The organism is Psychrobacter sp. NG25 (assembly GCF_015234355.1).
Classification (GTDB): Bacteria; Pseudomonadota; Gammaproteobacteria; order Pseudomonadales; family Moraxellaceae; genus Psychrobacter.
This window is the reverse complement of record NZ_JADGMV010000001.1, coordinates 402777-418409: the sequence shown is the minus strand read 5'-3', so window position 1 is coordinate 418409 and position 15633 is coordinate 402777. Positions and strand designations below refer to the sequence as shown.

Sequence of the window (15633 nt, the reverse complement as noted above, 5' to 3'; positions counted from 1 at the left end):
TTTACGATTATAAATAGAAGAATATTTAATCATGCCTATTATCCATCATCATATCTCAGCACTGCGTGCCGCTTTACAGTCTTATCGTGGTCAAAAAAATGAGAATCAAAATAGCCAGCCACGCATCGCGTTAGTGCCGACGATGGGCAATTTGCATGATGGTCATCTTGAATTAGTGAAAATTGCCAAGCAATATGCGGATATCGTGGTGGTTAGTATTTTCGTCAATCCTACTCAGTTTGGAGAAGGAGAGGACTTTGAGAGCTATCCTCGCACGCTCGATGAGGATGTGGCTAAGCTTGCGACAGTGGGTACAGATTACGTGTTTGCTCCTAGTATCGAGGAGATGTACCCAGTATTACCGCCACCGACCTCCGTTCTTGCTGGTGCTATTACGACTCAGTTATGTGGACAATCGCGTCCAGGACATTTTGATGGCGTTGGTATTGTCGTCTCTAAATTGTTTAATATCGTACAACCAGATATTGCTGTTTTTGGACAAAAAGACTATCAGCAATTAGCAATTATTAAGCAGTTGGTACGTGATCTAAGTTACCCCATTCATATTATCGGTGCACCTATTGTGCGTGCTGTTGATGGTTTGGCACTATCATCGCGGAACCAATACTTAAGCGCTGCTGAGCGTCAAGTAGCACCTATATTACATCAAGCGTTGCAGTATTTAGCAATGCAGTTAGAGAGTGGTGAGCAGAGCCAGCAGGGCGTTCAATTATTGCTAGTAGAAACGCAGCAGCGTATTACTGACGCTGGTTTCACAATTGATTATTTAGAAATAAAAACTGACACGCTAGACTCGGTTGTTAGTGAGACTGCCATTTTTAATGTAGAAAATAAAAACTTGATTATTCTGGTTGCTGCTTGGCTAGGACGTGCGCGTTTGTTGGACAATCAATTAGTGACAGTAGGTTAACGCTGTAATTCCTTTATAGTGGATTGAGTATACAAGGCGATTTGTTAGGTGCAATGGACTAAGGTAAGCGGATTATGGATATAAATCAAGGCGAAAACAACAATCAATCTGAGTCGGTAGCAGGTAAAGTAGCCACTGACAAGCTCAGTATTTTAGTTGTATCAGGTCGTTCAGGATCAGGTAAAACCTCGGTATTGAATATCTTAGAAGATTTGGGATATTACTCTATTGATAATCTACCGTTATCGCTATTGCCTAATGCCGCGCATAAGTTGGTGAACGAAAGTGGTATTCGCCGTATTGCACTCGGTGTCGATATCCGAACGCCGCGTGCCGATCTGTCCAATTTTGCAGAGACGTACGCATCGCTAAAAGAAATATATGGAACACAAGCAGTAAAAGTCGTTTATGTGACTGCACAAGAAAGCACATTGATAGCACGTTTTAATGCGACTCGACGGGTACATCCTCTGATGTCGCAGGATATTGATAGTGATAATGCAAAGCATATCGCTTTTAATTTGCCAGCGGCTATCAAAAAAGAAGTTGAGTTATTAGAGCCAATTGCGGGTCATGCCGATATTAGAATTGATACCAGCACGCTGAATATCCATCAATTAAAAGACAGTTTGCGCGAGCATACTGGTGTCGATAATCAGATAGTCATTAATTTGCTGTCTTTCGGTTTTAAATACGGCAGTCCTATTGATGCTGATTTTGTATTCGATGTGAGAATTTTGCCGAATCCCCATTGGAGCCCTGAACTACGTACATCGACAGGTTTGGATGCTGAAGTGGCAGCGTTCTTTGCAGATTATCCAGAAGTCGCCGAGATGACCAATGATCTCGAAAAGTTCTTAACACGTTGGCTACCAGATTTTTTACACAATAACCGCCATACGGTGACAGTGGCGATTGGCTGCACTGGTGGCAAGCACCGTTCAGTATTTATCACTGATAATTTACAGCGTCGTCTTGCTGATGTTATGCCGAAAGGCGTAAAGGTGCTGGCTAAACATCGCGAAAAAAGTCGCTGGTAATAGCAGCAGACACTATTCATTTTATTATTTATTATTTTGGAAAGCTTTTATGATCGACTGGAAAGAACAGGATATGCGCGTCTCGCGCACAGAACTCAAAAAAGCCCATGAGCGCTTGCAGCAGTTATCGATACCACTTGCTAGTTTGTCAAAAAAACAGCTAAAAGCCTTGCCTGCCAGTGATTATTTTATGGCAGAGCTGATGGCACTAGCTGATATCACTAGCGCCAATGCTCGTAATCGTCAGACTAAACGAGTTGGCAAGCTTATGATTGAAGAAAATCGCCATGAGCTGATTAAGGCACTATTCGATTCATACTTTCCTAAAGAGCAAGTTTCTAAGATAGAGAGCTGGTATGAGCGTCTAAACATCAATGATGAAGGTACGCTCAAGCAGTTTGTCAAACAATACAAAGCTTCTGAGCACCATAGTATGTATCAGCTATTGCTCTGGATTGAGTATGCTAAGCATACAAATGATGATGAGCTAATGTCAGAGTCAAAAGCAGATTTGGCCAGTTATATTCGTGAAGTGGCTATACTGTCACAGCTAAAAAAATAACGAACGTATAAACTTGATAGTCAGGCTTAGTTTATAGACACTACCATGTTTATAGACCTACAGGCTAGCCAAAATATTCAAACAGCAGTACTGAAATGCAAAAAAGCCAATCATTATATGATTGGCTTTTTTGTATGGCTTAATCTCTCTTTTATCTATATATAATAGATAGAAGCTATACTATTTTTTCTTTTCAGCACGAACTTTATCGACTAAAAAGTCAACGATCTTAGGTACAGTAGCGTCTTGACCACTGATGACATATTTACCTTGTACCACAACCGTTGGTACACCTGATACTTGATAGCGTTTAGCACCAGCTTGTGAGCGACCAATTTTTGTACCAACAGCGAATGAATTATAAAGGCTGTTGAATTTTTTCTCGTCAACACCTTGTGAACCATACCATTTGCTTATTGACTGTTGGTCAAACAGTTTTTTACCATCTTTGTGGATTGCATCAAACATGGCATCATGTGTTTTGCTTTCGAATCCTAATAACTGCGCTGCATAGAAACCACGAGCATTGGTTTCCCAAACAGGATTCATTGCTGCTGGAGTTTTGAAGAAGGCAACATCTTTATCTTTGTTCTTTGCCCATTTTTCCATATGTGGATTCAACGCGTTACAATGCGGGCAACCGTACCAAAAAAACTCACGAACAATGATAGCATCACCGCTAATTTTTTCTGGATTGTCTAGCACGCGATAGTCTTTTCCAGCGACATAATCAGCGGCTTGTGCGCCTGTAGTGGCAAGACCAATAGCCATGGCTAGACCAGTCAGTGTGATGACACGTTTCATACTTTATCCTTGAGATGTAGAGACTTAGGGTTTGTTAGTAGGCTTCTATAGCTATAGTTTTGAGTGTATAAACGATATAGCGTCGAGTATAATCTAACTATAATAGCGTATCGACTATGATAATGTAAAATGTGTGTACTTGTGAATCTGATTCTTAACCAATGGTTGTAAAGCTGTGAGCTATTATTTAAGGTATATTGCTTATTGTTATATACCCTCATCATTATTGATCTTTATGGCTTTTGATCTTGTTCTTTAGAGTCTGACCGTCTGAATGGTATGCTGCTTGAGCTTATTACCAAGGATGGCTACCTAAACGATTTAAAGTAGTGATTGGCTAGAGTTTGTGATCACACTTCACAATCGGTGACGATGTCCTCACAACAAAATTGCTGCTCGCATGCTAATATTAAACGCATAATTGCGTACTGTACATGATAATGACAATAAAGGAAAAACGCTATGAGTTCAGCTCTATCTTCCCAGCCTTCTTTGAATGAGCAAACGAATACCACCGTCAATGATACCCATGCTAATGCTATCAATGTCGATCCTAGCGAAGTTGAAAAATTTAACAACTTGGCCAGTGAATGGTGGAGCAATACGGGCGCGTTTGCAACCTTACATGAAATCAATCCATTACGCTTAAATTGGATAGAAGAAAATGTTAAGCGCAGTTATCAAAGCCATGATTCTAGCAAATCAGCTGAGACTGGATTAGCGGGCAAAAAAGTGTTGGATGTCGGTTGTGGCGGCGGTATATTGTCAGAATCAATGGCACGTCGTGGCGCTGATGTGACGGGGGTTGATTTAGGTACTGAAAATTTAAAAGCAGCAGCGTTACATGCAGAGCAGAGCGGCTTAGAGGATATTCTACGATATCAACATATCCCAGTAGAGACCTTAGCACAGACGCATGCAGGTCAGTTCGATGTGGTGAGTTGTATGGAAATGCTTGAGCATGTTCCTGACCCGAATTCAATTGTGCAGGCTTGTTTTGATCTGCTAGCACCAGGTGGGGTTTGTGTGCTTTCGACCATTAACCGTAACCCCAAGTCATACTTGTTTGCTATTGTTGGAGCAGAATATGTACTGCGCTTACTCGATCGTGGTACCCATGATTATGCCAAGTTTATTACCCCAGCCGAATTAGATAAAATGGCAAGCAATGCTGGATTTGTGCGTAAAGACATCATTGGGTTGCATTATAATCCATTGACCAAGCGTTACTGGCTGGCACAGAATGTCGATGTCAATTATATGATTGCTGTGCAAAAGCCAATGGCTTAGATCTCTGATACTGTGTTCGGTTGCTTTTGTGACATCATATTTTATTAATCTTGTTATTCACCTTGAGAGTATTTGCTATGGCCCAATTTGTAAAAGCAGTGTTGTTTGACCTTGATGGGACCTTAATTGATACTGCTGCTGACTTTGTCCGTATCATCGGTAAGATGAGCCTCGAAAACAACTGGCAAGCACCACCTGAGTTGGAGATACGTGAGCAGGTTTCTGCCGGTGCCTCAGCGATGGTACAGTTGATGTTACGACATAACGAGCAACTCGATGTCAGTGAAGAAACCTTGCTTGATTTTCGTCAGCAGTTTTTGGATGATTATGAGGCAGATATATGTGTCGATAGCTGTGTATTCGCTGAGTTAGAGGAAGTACTTACAGACCTCGAAGCGAAAAGAGTGCCATGGGGTATTGTGACCAACAAGCCGCGTTATTTGGCAGAGAAACTATTAAACACAATGCAATTGGACGAACGCTGTGCTGTGTTGGTCTGTCCTGATGACGTGTCTCGCCCAAAACCTGATCCAGAACCTATGTATATGGCACTCGAAAAGCTAGGTATACCTCGTGGTGCGGCTGGCTGTGTGATTTATGTTGGCGATCATATACGCGATATCGAATCTGGCAATGCAGCTGGCATGCCGACGATTTTGGCAGCATATGGTTATATCCCGCCGCAAGATCAAAAAAATCTAAAGAAGTGGGGCGCAGACTACATTACCGAGACACCTGAGCAATTAAGTAAATTGCTGCTGTCATCTGGTAAATTTGATTATTTATAAATCATTGAGCAAAGGTATGGATGTAAATAATATCCAATAAATAACTTTGAATCAGACAATGTAAGAAAATATCCCAACCTATTAAACGATAAGCAGTGAGCAATTACATGAGCGCAAATATTGACCAATCGGCTGACCAACAAGATATGAAAAACACCAAGCAACCTTTAACTCATGATGATATTCGTTGTTTTGTGCCATCTGATAACTGCTTAGATGGTAAAACTATTTTGGTGACGGGTGCCGGTGATGGTATTGGTCGAGTCGCTGCACTAACCTACGCTCGCTATGGTGCGACGGTGCTGCTGCTTGGACGTACTAGTAGCAAGCTGGAATATGTGTATGATGAGATAGAGAGTTTTGGTGGTAAGCAACCAGCGATGTTACCGATGAATCTAGAAGGCGCAAGTTATGCTGAAATGCAGCAGCTAGAAGGGCTGATCGATAAAGAGGTCGGTCAGTTAGATGGCATCCTACATAATGCAGGTGTGCTCGGACAGCTGACCCCCCTTGAGATGTATGACATCGATACCTTTGCTCAAGTCATGAAAGTCAATTTCACCGCGACTTTTATGCTCACCCAAGCGCTACTACCACTACTTAAAGATGCGGATAATGGCTCTATTGTCTTTACCTCTAGCACAGTTGGTACACATCCTCGTGCATTCTGGGGCGCTTACGCACTTTCAAAGCAGGCGGTAGAAGGTATGAGCGATATCTTTACTCAGGAGACGCAAAACACCACGAATCTGCGTTTTAACTGTATCAATCCTGGCGGTACACGTACCAACATGCGAGCCCATGCTTATCCAGGAGAAAGTCCAATGAGTCTAAAAACACCGGAAGACATCATGGCAGGCTATGTCTGTCTAATGAGTGATGAGAGTATTGGCGTACGCGGGCAAGTGGTCGAGCTGCAACCAAAAGATTAGCAGGGTGATTTTTGCTCGGGAATGTGGTTATTTAACACTTTTATACATGACTTTTGAACCTAGTAGTAGGTTGTAATCAATTATAAACAACCCCATCTATCTGTTATTAAAGTGATTTATAATATCTAATGATAATAAATAGGATGGAGTTATGGCAGGTGGTTGGTCAAGAGATGGTGCTGAGCACGAACAGATGGATGCGACCGTTAATGATGCATTAGAACGGGCACGACGTTCGTTGCCAACGGGTGTTAGTGCAGAGCTTTGTGATGAATGTGGCAATCCCATTCCAGAGGCAAGACGGTTAGCAGTACCTGGTATCCAACACTGCGTAGGTTGTCAGACAGAACTTGAACAAGAGGCTCATGCTGCTGAGATATTCAATCGGCGTGGTAGTAAAGACAGTCAATTACGTTAGTAAAAAAGACCCTGCTATATAAAATAGCAGGGTCTTTTTTTGTATATATAATTTGATCTAATTACGTATTCTATTGCTATGAGCTATACAACCATAGCCATCAGCTCGTGATCACAGGTATCCCAATCTATAGCGGTTGCTGATAATTCAGGTTTGTATTTAATCGCTACATCTTCTCTAGCTGTATTATCATTTTCGTCTAACTGCAAAATTATTTCTATTCGACTATCAATCTGCACGCTGGCTGTGCTGGTCGTCAGACTATCAGGGGTGAAGTTGATCTGTAGCCAACCCTCAGTAGTATTGACAACTCCTTTGATACGTAGCCAGTTGGGTAACTTTAATAACCAATTATGCAAGTTATCGGCATTTAGCCTATAGTGTGCGGGTAATCGCCAACCTGCCAGTAGTATGTCTTGTTGCTTTTCATGATAGCGGTAAGGTTGATCGGTATCTATGTTGCTCTGATCTTCGTCGCTTTCGGTTGAAAGCTCAGATAACGGTGACGTCGATATAGATCCGCTACGAGGCTGCAAGCCCATAACAGATTTGGGGGGGTGAGCGATATTTATTTTACGTTGTTTCGAAATTATTTGGCTAGAATTGCTCAGTTGATCGTTCAATGCCAATAGGTAAGTATTTTTAATATCAGATGTGGCTTGCTCAGACGGTACCCAGATGATCTTTACTTGCGAATTTAGCTTGGCTATCCACTCCACTAAGGCGTGTCTGTCGCCATCCTGCAATTGATCGTAACGATTAATCACCAGTGCATCTGCATCACGGACATGCGCTTGGAAACCTTCTTGAGTACGATACTTTTCTTGTTGCCATTGGCTGCCACTGAGTACTGTTATCACGGCTTGCATTTTTAGCGCTGTTTGCCAATGTGGGGCACCGAGTTGATTGATCAGTTCACGTGGATGAGCAAGCCCTGTAGGCTCAATGAGCAAGCGCTGTGGATGGTGCTCACTGAGTAGCCGGCTGATAGCTATTTGTAAGGGCAGCTGACTGGTACAGCAAATACAGCCACCATTGACTTCACGAATGGCAATTTTTTGTTGTTCAAGATTGCTGTCTTGTGAGCTTGCTAGTAGCGCGCCATCAATACCGATACGACCAAACTCATTAATCAGCAAAGCCCAACGCTCATCGGTAGGCTTTGTAGCCAGTAATTGATTGATTACGGTCGTCTTTCCGGCACCCAAAAACCCTGTCACTAAGGTGCAGGGTATGTTTTGAAAAATAATAGGTTTTTTCACAGAGATACTCATCATATAGGCCGTGTTTATGAGTAAGCAAACACGGCCTATATTAAAAGAAAATTATGTCAGTCAAAGGTTACTCACCCTTGACGGCTTCAATGTCTGCTTCGTCAGGGACGAATACATAGCCCACACCCCAAACCGTTTGGATGTAGCGTGCTTGTGAGGGATTGTCTTCGATCAGGCGACGTAAACGTGATACTTGTACATCGATAGAACGCTCCATTGCACCCCATTCTCGGCCACGTGCAAGGTTCATCAGTTTGTCACGGGTTAATGGCTCGCGTGGATGCTGTACTAGAGCTTTTAATACCGAAAACTCACCTGTCGTTAAGGTAACAACGTTGCCGTCACGTTTGAGCGTACGAGTCGATAGATCTAGTGTCCATGGCCCAAATTCAACCACTTCAAGCTGATGGCTTGGTGCTCCAGGTAACTCACGGTTTTGGCGGCGCAATACGGCTTTGATACGAGCTAGTAGCTCTTTTGGATTAAATGGCTTAGGCAGATAATCATCAGCACCCGCTTCGAGTCCTGCAATGCGATCTGCATCGCCACCTTTAGCAGTCAGCATAATGATAGGGATGTCGCCATTGTCTTCGCGCAGACGTTGGCAGATACTAATACCGTCTTCGCCTGGTAGCATCAAATCTAACACGACTAAAGAAAACAGTTCGCGCTGCATTAATTTGTCCATCTGACTGCCATCATGAGCAGTACGAACGACAAAACCATCGTCTTCCAGAAAGCGTTGTAACAACGAGCGCAGACGTGCATCGTCATCGACGACTAAAATACGCTGAGTCAAAGTGTCGGGGCTGGTATTATCAGGCATACAGGCATCCTCTTATAAAAATTATTATTAGCAGAAAATATACATAAAAACATGTGTAAAAAATTATAGGTAAAGCAGTCTCATTATCTAACTTCTGGTCAGGAGCAATATCTTCATTTAATTGAAAACTATTGTTCAATGTGCCAGAACATACCGATATTTTAGTTATTGATACTTTAGTGTATAAGATTGCACAACTAATTGCATCACTCATAAGGACAAATGCTGTATGCGTTTGTTTAACAAGGCGACAGAACCTATGATATTAGGCGATTTCTGCTATAAAACACGTGATAAATAACGAAAAGATAAAAAGGATTTTTATTCATGCAGCTTTTGCTATAATGCAAAACTACATTTCTCAACGATTGATACGTATATGAGTAGCACTGATACCTTAACGCCATCTCAAACCTCGACAAATGCAAAGGTTTTGGATGCAACCACACACGCGAATATTCACGACAAGCTTGCTCGCGCGCTTGGCATTAAGACTGCTCAAGTCAATGCGTTTGTCAAACTTTACGATGAAGGCGCGACTGTTCCGTTTATTGCCCGTTACCGCAAAGAGAAGACTCAGGATCTTGATGATGCTCAATTGCGAGCGTTAGAGAAGTCTCTCAATTACGAGCGTGACATGGCCACTCGTCGCCTAAAAATTACTGAGCTGCTCAGCACACAAGGTAATTTAACCGACGAGTTGCAGATGCGTATCGATAATGCGACGTCTAAGCTTGAGTTAGAAGATATCTATCTACCATATCGTCCACGTCGCCGTTCACCTGCTGCTAAAGCACGTGCTGCTGGTCTCGATGTTGCTGCCCAAGCGGTGCTAACACAAGAGATTACCCCAACAGAGGCACTAGCAGACTATCAAGTACAATCTAGCATTACCGATGATAGTGGTAATGAGATTGACGTTGATTTCAGCGATATCGAAAAACAATTGGCTGGTGTACAAGCCATCATCGTTGATGAATGGACGCAAGCGCTAGATTTGCTAGACAACTTGCGCAGTGGTTTTGCCAAGACGGCCAGTATCGTGTCGAGCGTTGCTAGTGATGAAAAACGTGAAGTCGGTGAAAAATTCAAAGATTACTTTGAGCACAGCGAAAGCCTAGCTCGTCTGCCTAATCATCGCCTATTAGCGATGCTACGTGGTCGCCAAGAAAACGTCTTAGGTCTGAAAATTGAAGGCGAAGACGCCCCATTTATTGAAAAAGCTATTAGCCATTTCAATGTTGATGCTACTGCACCAGCCGCTCGCCGTGAGTTTTTAACAGAAGCGGCTAGCAGCCTATGGAAAGACAAATGGCGTCCGCATATTGAACATCGCTTATTGACTGAAAAACGTCTGACTGCTGAAGCGGATGCCATTGATGTGTTTGCAAACAACCTGCAGCACTTATTAATGTCAGCGCCTGCTGGTCGCAAAGTTATTTTAGGTGTCGATCCTGGTATTCGCCATGGTGTCAAAATGTCGATTGTCGATGCTCAAGGCCATGTCATGCTAGACAGCGAAGACAAGCCTGTTGTTTCAACCGTCTATCCATTTGCACCTGACAATAAAATGGGTGAAGCCAAAAAAGTCATTGATGAATTGTTAAGCACTTATAACGTCGATCTAGTGGCTATTGGTAATGGTACGGCAAGCCGCGAAACAGACGCGATGATTAAAGAGATTTTAGCAGCCAATTCTGAGCTAAAAGCCAAAGCAGTTATCGTTAACGAGTCGGGTGCATCTGTCTATTCAGCCAGTGAGCTGGCTAGTGATGAGCTTGGCAATATGGATGTTTCTGTACGTGGCGCGGTATCTATCGCTCGCCGCTTGCAAGATCCGTTGTCAGAGCTCGTTAAGGTTGATCCAAAAGCCATTGGTGTTGGTCAATATCAGCATGATGTGAATCAGACTCAGCTAGCAGATAGTCTAGATAAAGTGACTCAAGATAGTGTAAACGCGGTTGGTGTCGACGTGAACACTGCTAGCCCTGCTATTTTGGCCCATATCGCTGGTTTAAATCGCAATGTCGCCCAACAAATAGTCACTTATCGTAAAGAACACGGTGCCTTTGACAGTCGCGAGTCATTGAAGAATGTACCACGCTTGGGTGCTAAGACCTTTGAACAAGCAGCAGGCTTCTTACGTATCCATGATGGTAGTAATCCACTTGACGCCACTGGTGTGCATCCAGAAAGCTATGCATTGGTCGATAGCTTACTTGCGCAAACGGGCAAAGCCTTGCCAGAAATTATCGGTAATGATGGAATATTAAATACTATCGATGCTACTGCAATTGCTGCTAATGATGACAATATCAGCATAAAAGCAATTTTAGACGAACTGGCTAAACCAGCACGTGATCCACGTCCTGAGTTTAAGACGGCGAACTTCCGTGATGATGTAAATAGCATCAAAGATTTAGAAGAAGGTATGCAGCTTGAAGGTGTCGTGACCAACGTGACCGCTTTCGGTTGTTTCGTCGATGTCGGTGTTCATCAAGACGGTTTGGTTCATATTTCACAGATGGCCAATGATTTCGTCGCTGATCCCATGAACCGTGTCAAGCCGGGCGATATCGTGTCAGTACGTGTCATCTCTATTGATGAAAAACGTGGTCGTATTGGTTTCAGCATGAAGCCTGAGTCTGAAAAACCAGCACGTTCAGCAGCAAAACCTATTGTTAAAGAAACTGGCTCTGATGAGAAAGTCAGTCGTCCTCGTAGCAGTCGCCCAAATAGCAGCCGTCCAGCTGCTGACAAGCGACCAAATAAGCCACGTAGCGAACGTCAGGACAAAGGTAGTGCTAGCAATAGTCGTAGCAAAGCGCCAAGAGCTGAGAAAACTGAAGCGCCTGGCAAATTGGGTACCCTCGGTGCACTGTTGCAAGAAGCTGGTGTAACCAAAACTAAGAAATAGCCTAATGGGCAATTAAGTTTTATAAGACAAAAAAAAGGCAGCCATTAGGCTGCCTTTTTTTTGTCTATCATTTATGTCATCCGCAAAAATAAAGTATTTTAAGATTATTTAGACGAGTGGTTATTAATACATTACCGCTGTCTTTTACTTTTGGAAGCACAACATAAGATTACGGCTTTACGTAATTCGTTAGCTAATATTGCCTAACTATCTGATGATAGGTTTTTGCATGCCTGGCTGTTGCATGCCTGGCTGTTGCATGTCTGGCTGTTGCATGCTTGGTTGTTGCATGTCTGGTTGCTGCATGTCTGATTGCTGCATGTCTGGTTGTTGCATTCCTGGTTGTTGCATTTCTGGTTGTTGCATTTCTGGTTGTTGCATGTCTGGTTGCTGCATGTCTGGTTGCTGCATGTCTGGTTGCTGCATGCCTGGTTGTTGCATGTCTGGTTGTTGCATGTCTGGTTGTTGCATGCCTGGTTGTTGCATGCCTGGTTGTTGCATGTCTTCTACTTGAGTAGCCATGCCTGCATTGCTATTGGTTCGCGCAATAGAAATAGTTTGAGTTTCACTGATTTGAAATGGGCTAGATTCAGCAGCAGCGATCTCACTCTCTGCACTTTCAACATTAGCTTGCATAGCGCTATCAGCAGCCGCTTTTTGCATGTCTACTGGTTTCACATTTGCAGGTGCTGCCATTGCCAAACTTGGGAGAGTCAGCGCTGCACCAATAAGTAGCGATAGAGGTAAAGTACGTTTTTGCATGGATTAATTCCTTGAATTACAAATTTAATATGCCAGTTCGAAGTAGTCTTATTAAAAACTCTTAAACTAACCAGTGTTCAATATTATTTCGCACAACTTGTTTTGTATAACATAGATCTATTTATAATTTTAAATATATATATTTAGTATAGTTAACAAATAATATATAGGTAAAATAAAATCATGATAACCGCTACGTTGGCTATCATGATTGAGTAAGATGATATTATTAACTGACTATTGACCAGTCATAAACTCTGTAGAGGAGAATACCAATTAAGCTCACATTAATTCAGTAGTACATAAATTAATAGTCTCACAGCTTAATGTTTTCATGTGACATCGTGCAATGACTGTATTTTTGTTGTTGTAATGGGCCATGTATTGGTAGTTGCGATGTATTTTTCTCTTCTTTAAAATCGTTATAAAATTCTAAAATTAAAAAACCATACCTTGATATCAAGATACGGTTATAAGAGTGCTAAAAATAAAATTTCTTATTAGCTATCGTTATTTCAAGAGAGTTGTAAGACAAAGAGACTAGGTAAGATTGCTACAGCTACTAACTTAAGCAGGCTTCATGCTATATCTCTTCTATATAGGGTTAACGACATTAATGGTCGACGACTTCGAAACTCAATCCTGCATGCTCTTCTAAGCGAGTAAGTAACTGATCACCCATCGCAGATGCTGGTGTCCAAAAACCACCACCAACAGTCTCTTTACTGACATCTTGCGCCAAACACAGTGCCGCTTGAGCCAGCATACGTGAGGTGCTACCGTAGCCAGGATCTTTATCACCTGTGACTTTGGTGTTGACCGTGTGTTTCTTGGTGGTTTGACCAAAGAGACGAATATCAAAATAGCCATTTTTCTGCTCTTCTTTAGACGGGCCAGAACCTGATTTAGGCAATACATGTTTGGATAATAACTCACGGCTCGGCGTAATCATCATGGCCGTGGCAAATCCAAACAACCCTGCGCTCAAGGCATAGCTTGATAGCTGACCTTGCACCCCATTTTTCATCCACATCGCTTCGTCATATTTAAAACCACGACCATATTCATAGCCGAGTAGCTGATTGCTACGATGTACGATACGAGTATTTATACTTGCCATCACAAAAGGCGCCAGCCAGCGCTTATGCTCACTATCGTATTCTGGCTTGCTCACATTGTCTTGGCGCACGTTTGGCGCATCTGTATCATCATTGAGTAAATAAGGGTTTGCTACCTGCTTACGACGTGATTTGTCTTTCCCGACTTCTTCAAATATAGTCGCCATTGAGGCAATGGTACCGCCCGATAGACCACCTTTTGCCGCTTTTACACGCATGTGAATCACATCGCACGCTTCACCAAACTTCTCTTCTGCTTTTATTTGTGTAAAGTAGACACCCAAGTCTGATGGAATAGAGTCAAATCCACATGAGTTGATGATACGAGCACCACTTTGTTTTGCTGCATCTTGATACTTATCCATCATGTCTTTGATAAAGATGGCTTCACCAGTGAGGTCGACATAGTCCGTACCATTAGCGCTACAAGATTTAATCAGCGGTTCACCATACTTAAGATAGGGGCCAACGGTAGAGATGATGACTTGGGCTTGTTTGGTCATCTCATCGAGACTCGCCGAATCATTACTGTTAGCAATAATAATATCTACTTTGCTTTCCAGCTCCGACTGTAGCTCATTCAGTTTTGCTTCGTCACGACCTGCTATTGCCCACGTGACGTTAGCCCCATTTGCATCTTCAGCATTGGACAAAAACTCTGTTAAATAATGTGCGGTAATTTTCCCAACGAAGCTGGTTGCACCGTATAGAACAACCGCGTAAGGACGGCTTTCACTGCTGCTTTGTAGCGTGTTATTTGAGGTTTCCGTATTGGTATCCATATTTATTATCCTTAATAGGTTAGGTTATTTGATGAGCCATTTTAAAATGAATGGTTTCTTGATGAATGACTTAGTACAACTAAGACTAAGCCAAACTATCCATAGAAGTTAAATGTTTATCTGACTATGGCTATCATAATTGGCATTTGTGTTTTGCAAAAAACGGTCACTGGGAGTAATGATGACGAATGAAAGGTATTTGCTACTTACTGTTTATAGCAGATTATATGATGAAAGTGGTAGCGGATAAAAAGCCACTCACCCTCTCTATACACAAGTCCTATAAATCTAGGAAAAAATGCCAAAATGCTAAGGTTTGCTACAAAGATTACATAACTTGCCGTTTTTATTACCAAAGTGAACGTTTTTTGAAGAGGAATATTGCTAATCTAAGGTCGTAAGCAGTTATCACTAATACTAAAAATATCATTAATACTAAAAACAAAAAAGGGAATATCAGATATAGCAGGACGAATATGAATAATAGCTATTGATTGTACTGGTCGATATTAGCCAGTTTTAATTGATACTTATCATAGGAGTCTTATGTCTGATTTTTCAATAATTATTTAAGGAGAAGGTTATGTTTCGCTGGGCTATTATTTTTGCTGTAATCGCATTGTTGGCAAGTTTTTTAGGTTTTGGCGGTGTCGCTGGACTGTCTGCTAATTTGGCATATATTTTCTTAGCTGTGGCTGTCATTTTGTTCATCGTCGCATTCATAAGCCGCAAGATGTAATAACTGATCATAGAATATTAAATAAAAATAAATCGTTGAAAAAAAGTCCTCATATACTATGAGGACTTTTTTATTGCCAGTTTTCTTGGAACTGTTTATTTAAATATTAAAGTATTCAAATATCAAAAATTATTCACACATCACTATAGGCGTTTAGGTTGAATAATATGTTCCATACGTTTGGCCAGACGGATATCATGGCTCGTAATGCCGCCTGTATCATCTGTGGTCAATCGTACCTCTACCACGTTGTAAGTATTACGCCATTCAGGGTGATGCTCAAGTGCTTCAGCATGGAATGCCGCTTGATTCATAAAGCTCATAGCTTCAATGAAATCGCTAAAGTGATATGTTTTCACGATAGCATCGCCATCACGCTGCCAGCCCGGTAAATCTTCTAACTGCAAATCCACTTGTTTATCAGATAGACTACTCATATTAATAACCTTT

15 protein-coding genes are annotated in these 15633 nt (G+C 42.0%); 10 read left to right on the top strand and 5 right to left on the bottom strand.

The window, feature by feature from the left end; all coding sequences use genetic code 11:
- Positions 1 to 31: 31 nt before the first annotated feature.
- From panC to yjgA, 3 genes are all read left to right on the top strand, one after another.
- On the top strand, positions 32 to 931 hold the full coding sequence (gene panC, locus IPZ60_RS01745; RefSeq protein WP_194196154.1) for a pantoate--beta-alanine ligase: 900 nt from the start codon (positions 32 to 34) through the stop codon (positions 929 to 931).
- Positions 932 to 1005: 74 nt separating this feature from the next.
- Positions 1006 to 1971 (top strand): RNase adapter RapZ, encoded by a 966-nt coding sequence (gene rapZ, locus IPZ60_RS01740; protein WP_194196153.1) that lies wholly within the window; start codon positions 1006 to 1008, stop codon positions 1969 to 1971.
- Between the two features lie 49 nt (positions 1972 to 2020).
- Positions 2021 to 2533 carry a ribosome biogenesis factor YjgA gene (gene yjgA / locus IPZ60_RS01735; protein ID WP_110922009.1) on the top strand — a complete coding sequence of 171 codons (513 nt, stop codon included), beginning with the start codon at positions 2021 to 2023 and terminating at the stop codon, positions 2531 to 2533.
- Between the two features lie 180 nt (positions 2534 to 2713).
- On the opposite strand, the gene IPZ60_RS01730 is transcribed toward yjgA, so the two are convergent.
- Positions 2714 to 3337, bottom strand: coding sequence for a thiol:disulfide interchange protein DsbA/DsbL (locus IPZ60_RS01730; protein WP_194196152.1), 624 nt, complete (start codon positions 3335 to 3337; stop codon positions 2714 to 2716).
- 462 nt (positions 3338 to 3799) lie between these two features.
- On the opposite strand from IPZ60_RS01730, the gene ubiG reads away from it, so the two are divergent.
- The 4 genes from ubiG to IPZ60_RS01710 all read left to right on the top strand — a co-directional run bounded on the left by ubiG (position 3800) and on the right by IPZ60_RS01710 (position 6765).
- Positions 3800 to 4627, top strand: coding sequence for a bifunctional 2-polyprenyl-6-hydroxyphenol methylase/3-demethylubiquinol 3-O-methyltransferase UbiG (gene ubiG / locus IPZ60_RS01725; RefSeq protein WP_194196151.1), 828 nt, complete (start codon positions 3800 to 3802; stop codon positions 4625 to 4627).
- A gap of 77 nt (positions 4628 to 4704) precedes the next feature.
- Positions 4705 to 5415: an HAD family hydrolase gene (locus IPZ60_RS01720; RefSeq protein ID WP_194196150.1), complete on the top strand. Its 711-nt coding sequence runs from the start codon at positions 4705 to 4707 to the stop codon at positions 5413 to 5415.
- 146 nt (positions 5416 to 5561) lie between these two features.
- Positions 5562 to 6347: a YciK family oxidoreductase gene (locus IPZ60_RS01715; RefSeq protein ID WP_194196351.1), complete on the top strand. Its 786-nt coding sequence runs from the start codon at positions 5562 to 5564 to the stop codon at positions 6345 to 6347.
- A 151-nt stretch (positions 6348 to 6498) separates the two neighbouring features.
- The gene (locus tag IPZ60_RS01710) at positions 6499 to 6765 is read left to right on the top strand and encodes a DksA/TraR family C4-type zinc finger protein (protein WP_194196149.1); all 267 of its coding nucleotides are present in this window, start codon (positions 6499 to 6501) and stop codon (positions 6763 to 6765) included.
- An 83-nt stretch (positions 6766 to 6848) separates the two neighbouring features.
- On the opposite strand, the gene IPZ60_RS01705 is transcribed toward IPZ60_RS01710, so the two are convergent.
- Both IPZ60_RS01705 and ompR read right to left on the bottom strand, forming a co-directional pair.
- Entirely contained in the window at positions 6849 to 8027 is a 1179-nt protein-coding gene (locus tag IPZ60_RS01705; RefSeq protein ID WP_320108706.1) for a CobW family GTP-binding protein, read from the bottom strand.
- Between the two features lie 79 nt (positions 8028 to 8106).
- Positions 8107 to 8865, bottom strand: coding sequence for a two-component system response regulator OmpR (ompR, locus tag IPZ60_RS01700; RefSeq protein ID WP_194196147.1), 759 nt, complete (start codon positions 8863 to 8865; stop codon positions 8107 to 8109).
- A 379-nt stretch (positions 8866 to 9244) separates the two neighbouring features.
- Between ompR and IPZ60_RS01695 the strand changes: the two genes are divergently transcribed.
- Complete coding sequence (locus IPZ60_RS01695) at positions 9245 to 11782, top strand: Tex family protein (RefSeq protein ID WP_194196146.1); 2538 nt, start codon at positions 9245 to 9247, stop codon at positions 11780 to 11782.
- A 214-nt stretch (positions 11783 to 11996) separates the two neighbouring features.
- On the top strand, positions 11997 to 12296 hold the full coding sequence (locus tag IPZ60_RS14340; protein WP_369074413.1) for a pentapeptide repeat-containing protein: 300 nt from the start codon (positions 11997 to 11999) through the stop codon (positions 12294 to 12296).
- Positions 12297 to 13157: 861 nt separating this feature from the next.
- On the opposite strand, the gene IPZ60_RS01680 is transcribed toward IPZ60_RS14340, so the two are convergent.
- Complete coding sequence (locus tag IPZ60_RS01680) at positions 13158 to 14444, bottom strand: trans-acting enoyl reductase family protein (protein ID WP_194196143.1); 1287 nt, start codon at positions 14442 to 14444, stop codon at positions 13158 to 13160.
- A 583-nt stretch (positions 14445 to 15027) separates the two neighbouring features.
- Here IPZ60_RS01680 and IPZ60_RS01675 point away from each other — a divergent pair.
- Positions 15028 to 15183 carry a DUF1328 domain-containing protein gene (locus IPZ60_RS01675; RefSeq protein ID WP_194196142.1) on the top strand — a complete coding sequence of 52 codons (156 nt, stop codon included), beginning with the start codon at positions 15028 to 15030 and terminating at the stop codon, positions 15181 to 15183.
- Between the two features lie 143 nt (positions 15184 to 15326).
- On the opposite strand, the gene IPZ60_RS01670 is transcribed toward IPZ60_RS01675, so the two are convergent.
- The gene (locus IPZ60_RS01670; RefSeq protein WP_194196141.1) at positions 15327 to 15620 is read right to left on the bottom strand and encodes a 4a-hydroxytetrahydrobiopterin dehydratase; all 294 of its coding nucleotides are present in this window, start codon (positions 15618 to 15620) and stop codon (positions 15327 to 15329) included.
- Positions 15621 to 15633: the final 13 nt, after the last annotated feature.

What these genes read in the sequence shown, in the direction of transcription:
- IPZ60_RS01720 (WP_194196150.1), top strand. Translation starts at nt 4,705, where the DNA reads ATGGCCCAATTTGTAAAAGCAGTGTTGTTTGACCTTGATGGGACCTTA.
- IPZ60_RS01675 (WP_194196142.1), top strand. Translation starts at nt 15,028, where the DNA reads ATGTTTCGCTGGGCTATTATTTTTGCTGTAATCGCATTGTTGGCAAGT.
- yjgA (WP_110922009.1), top strand. Translation starts at nt 2,021, where the DNA reads ATGATCGACTGGAAAGAACAGGATATGCGCGTCTCGCGCACAGAACTC.
- rapZ (WP_194196153.1), top strand. Translation starts at nt 1,006, where the DNA reads ATGGATATAAATCAAGGCGAAAACAACAATCAATCTGAGTCGGTAGCA.
- IPZ60_RS14340 (WP_369074413.1), top strand. Translation starts at nt 11,997, where the DNA reads ATGATAGGTTTTTGCATGCCTGGCTGTTGCATGCCTGGCTGTTGCATG.
- IPZ60_RS01715 (WP_194196351.1), top strand. Translation starts at nt 5,562, where the DNA reads ATGAAAAACACCAAGCAACCTTTAACTCATGATGATATTCGTTGTTTT.
- ubiG (WP_194196151.1), top strand. Translation starts at nt 3,800, where the DNA reads ATGAGTTCAGCTCTATCTTCCCAGCCTTCTTTGAATGAGCAAACGAAT.
- IPZ60_RS01670 (WP_194196141.1), bottom strand. Translation starts at nt 15,620, where the DNA reads ATGAGTAGTCTATCTGATAAACAAGTGGATTTGCAGTTAGAAGATTTA.
- ompR (WP_194196147.1), bottom strand. Translation starts at nt 8,865, where the DNA reads ATGCCTGATAATACCAGCCCCGACACTTTGACTCAGCGTATTTTAGTC.
- IPZ60_RS01730 (WP_194196152.1), bottom strand. Translation starts at nt 3,337, where the DNA reads ATGAAACGTGTCATCACACTGACTGGTCTAGCCATGGCTATTGGTCTT.
- IPZ60_RS01680 (WP_194196143.1), bottom strand. Translation starts at nt 14,444, where the DNA reads ATGGATACCAATACGGAAACCTCAAATAACACGCTACAAAGCAGCAGT.
- IPZ60_RS01695 (WP_194196146.1), top strand. Translation starts at nt 9,245, where the DNA reads ATGAGTAGCACTGATACCTTAACGCCATCTCAAACCTCGACAAATGCA.
- panC (WP_194196154.1), top strand. Translation starts at nt 32, where the DNA reads ATGCCTATTATCCATCATCATATCTCAGCACTGCGTGCCGCTTTACAG.
- IPZ60_RS01710 (WP_194196149.1), top strand. Translation starts at nt 6,499, where the DNA reads ATGGCAGGTGGTTGGTCAAGAGATGGTGCTGAGCACGAACAGATGGAT.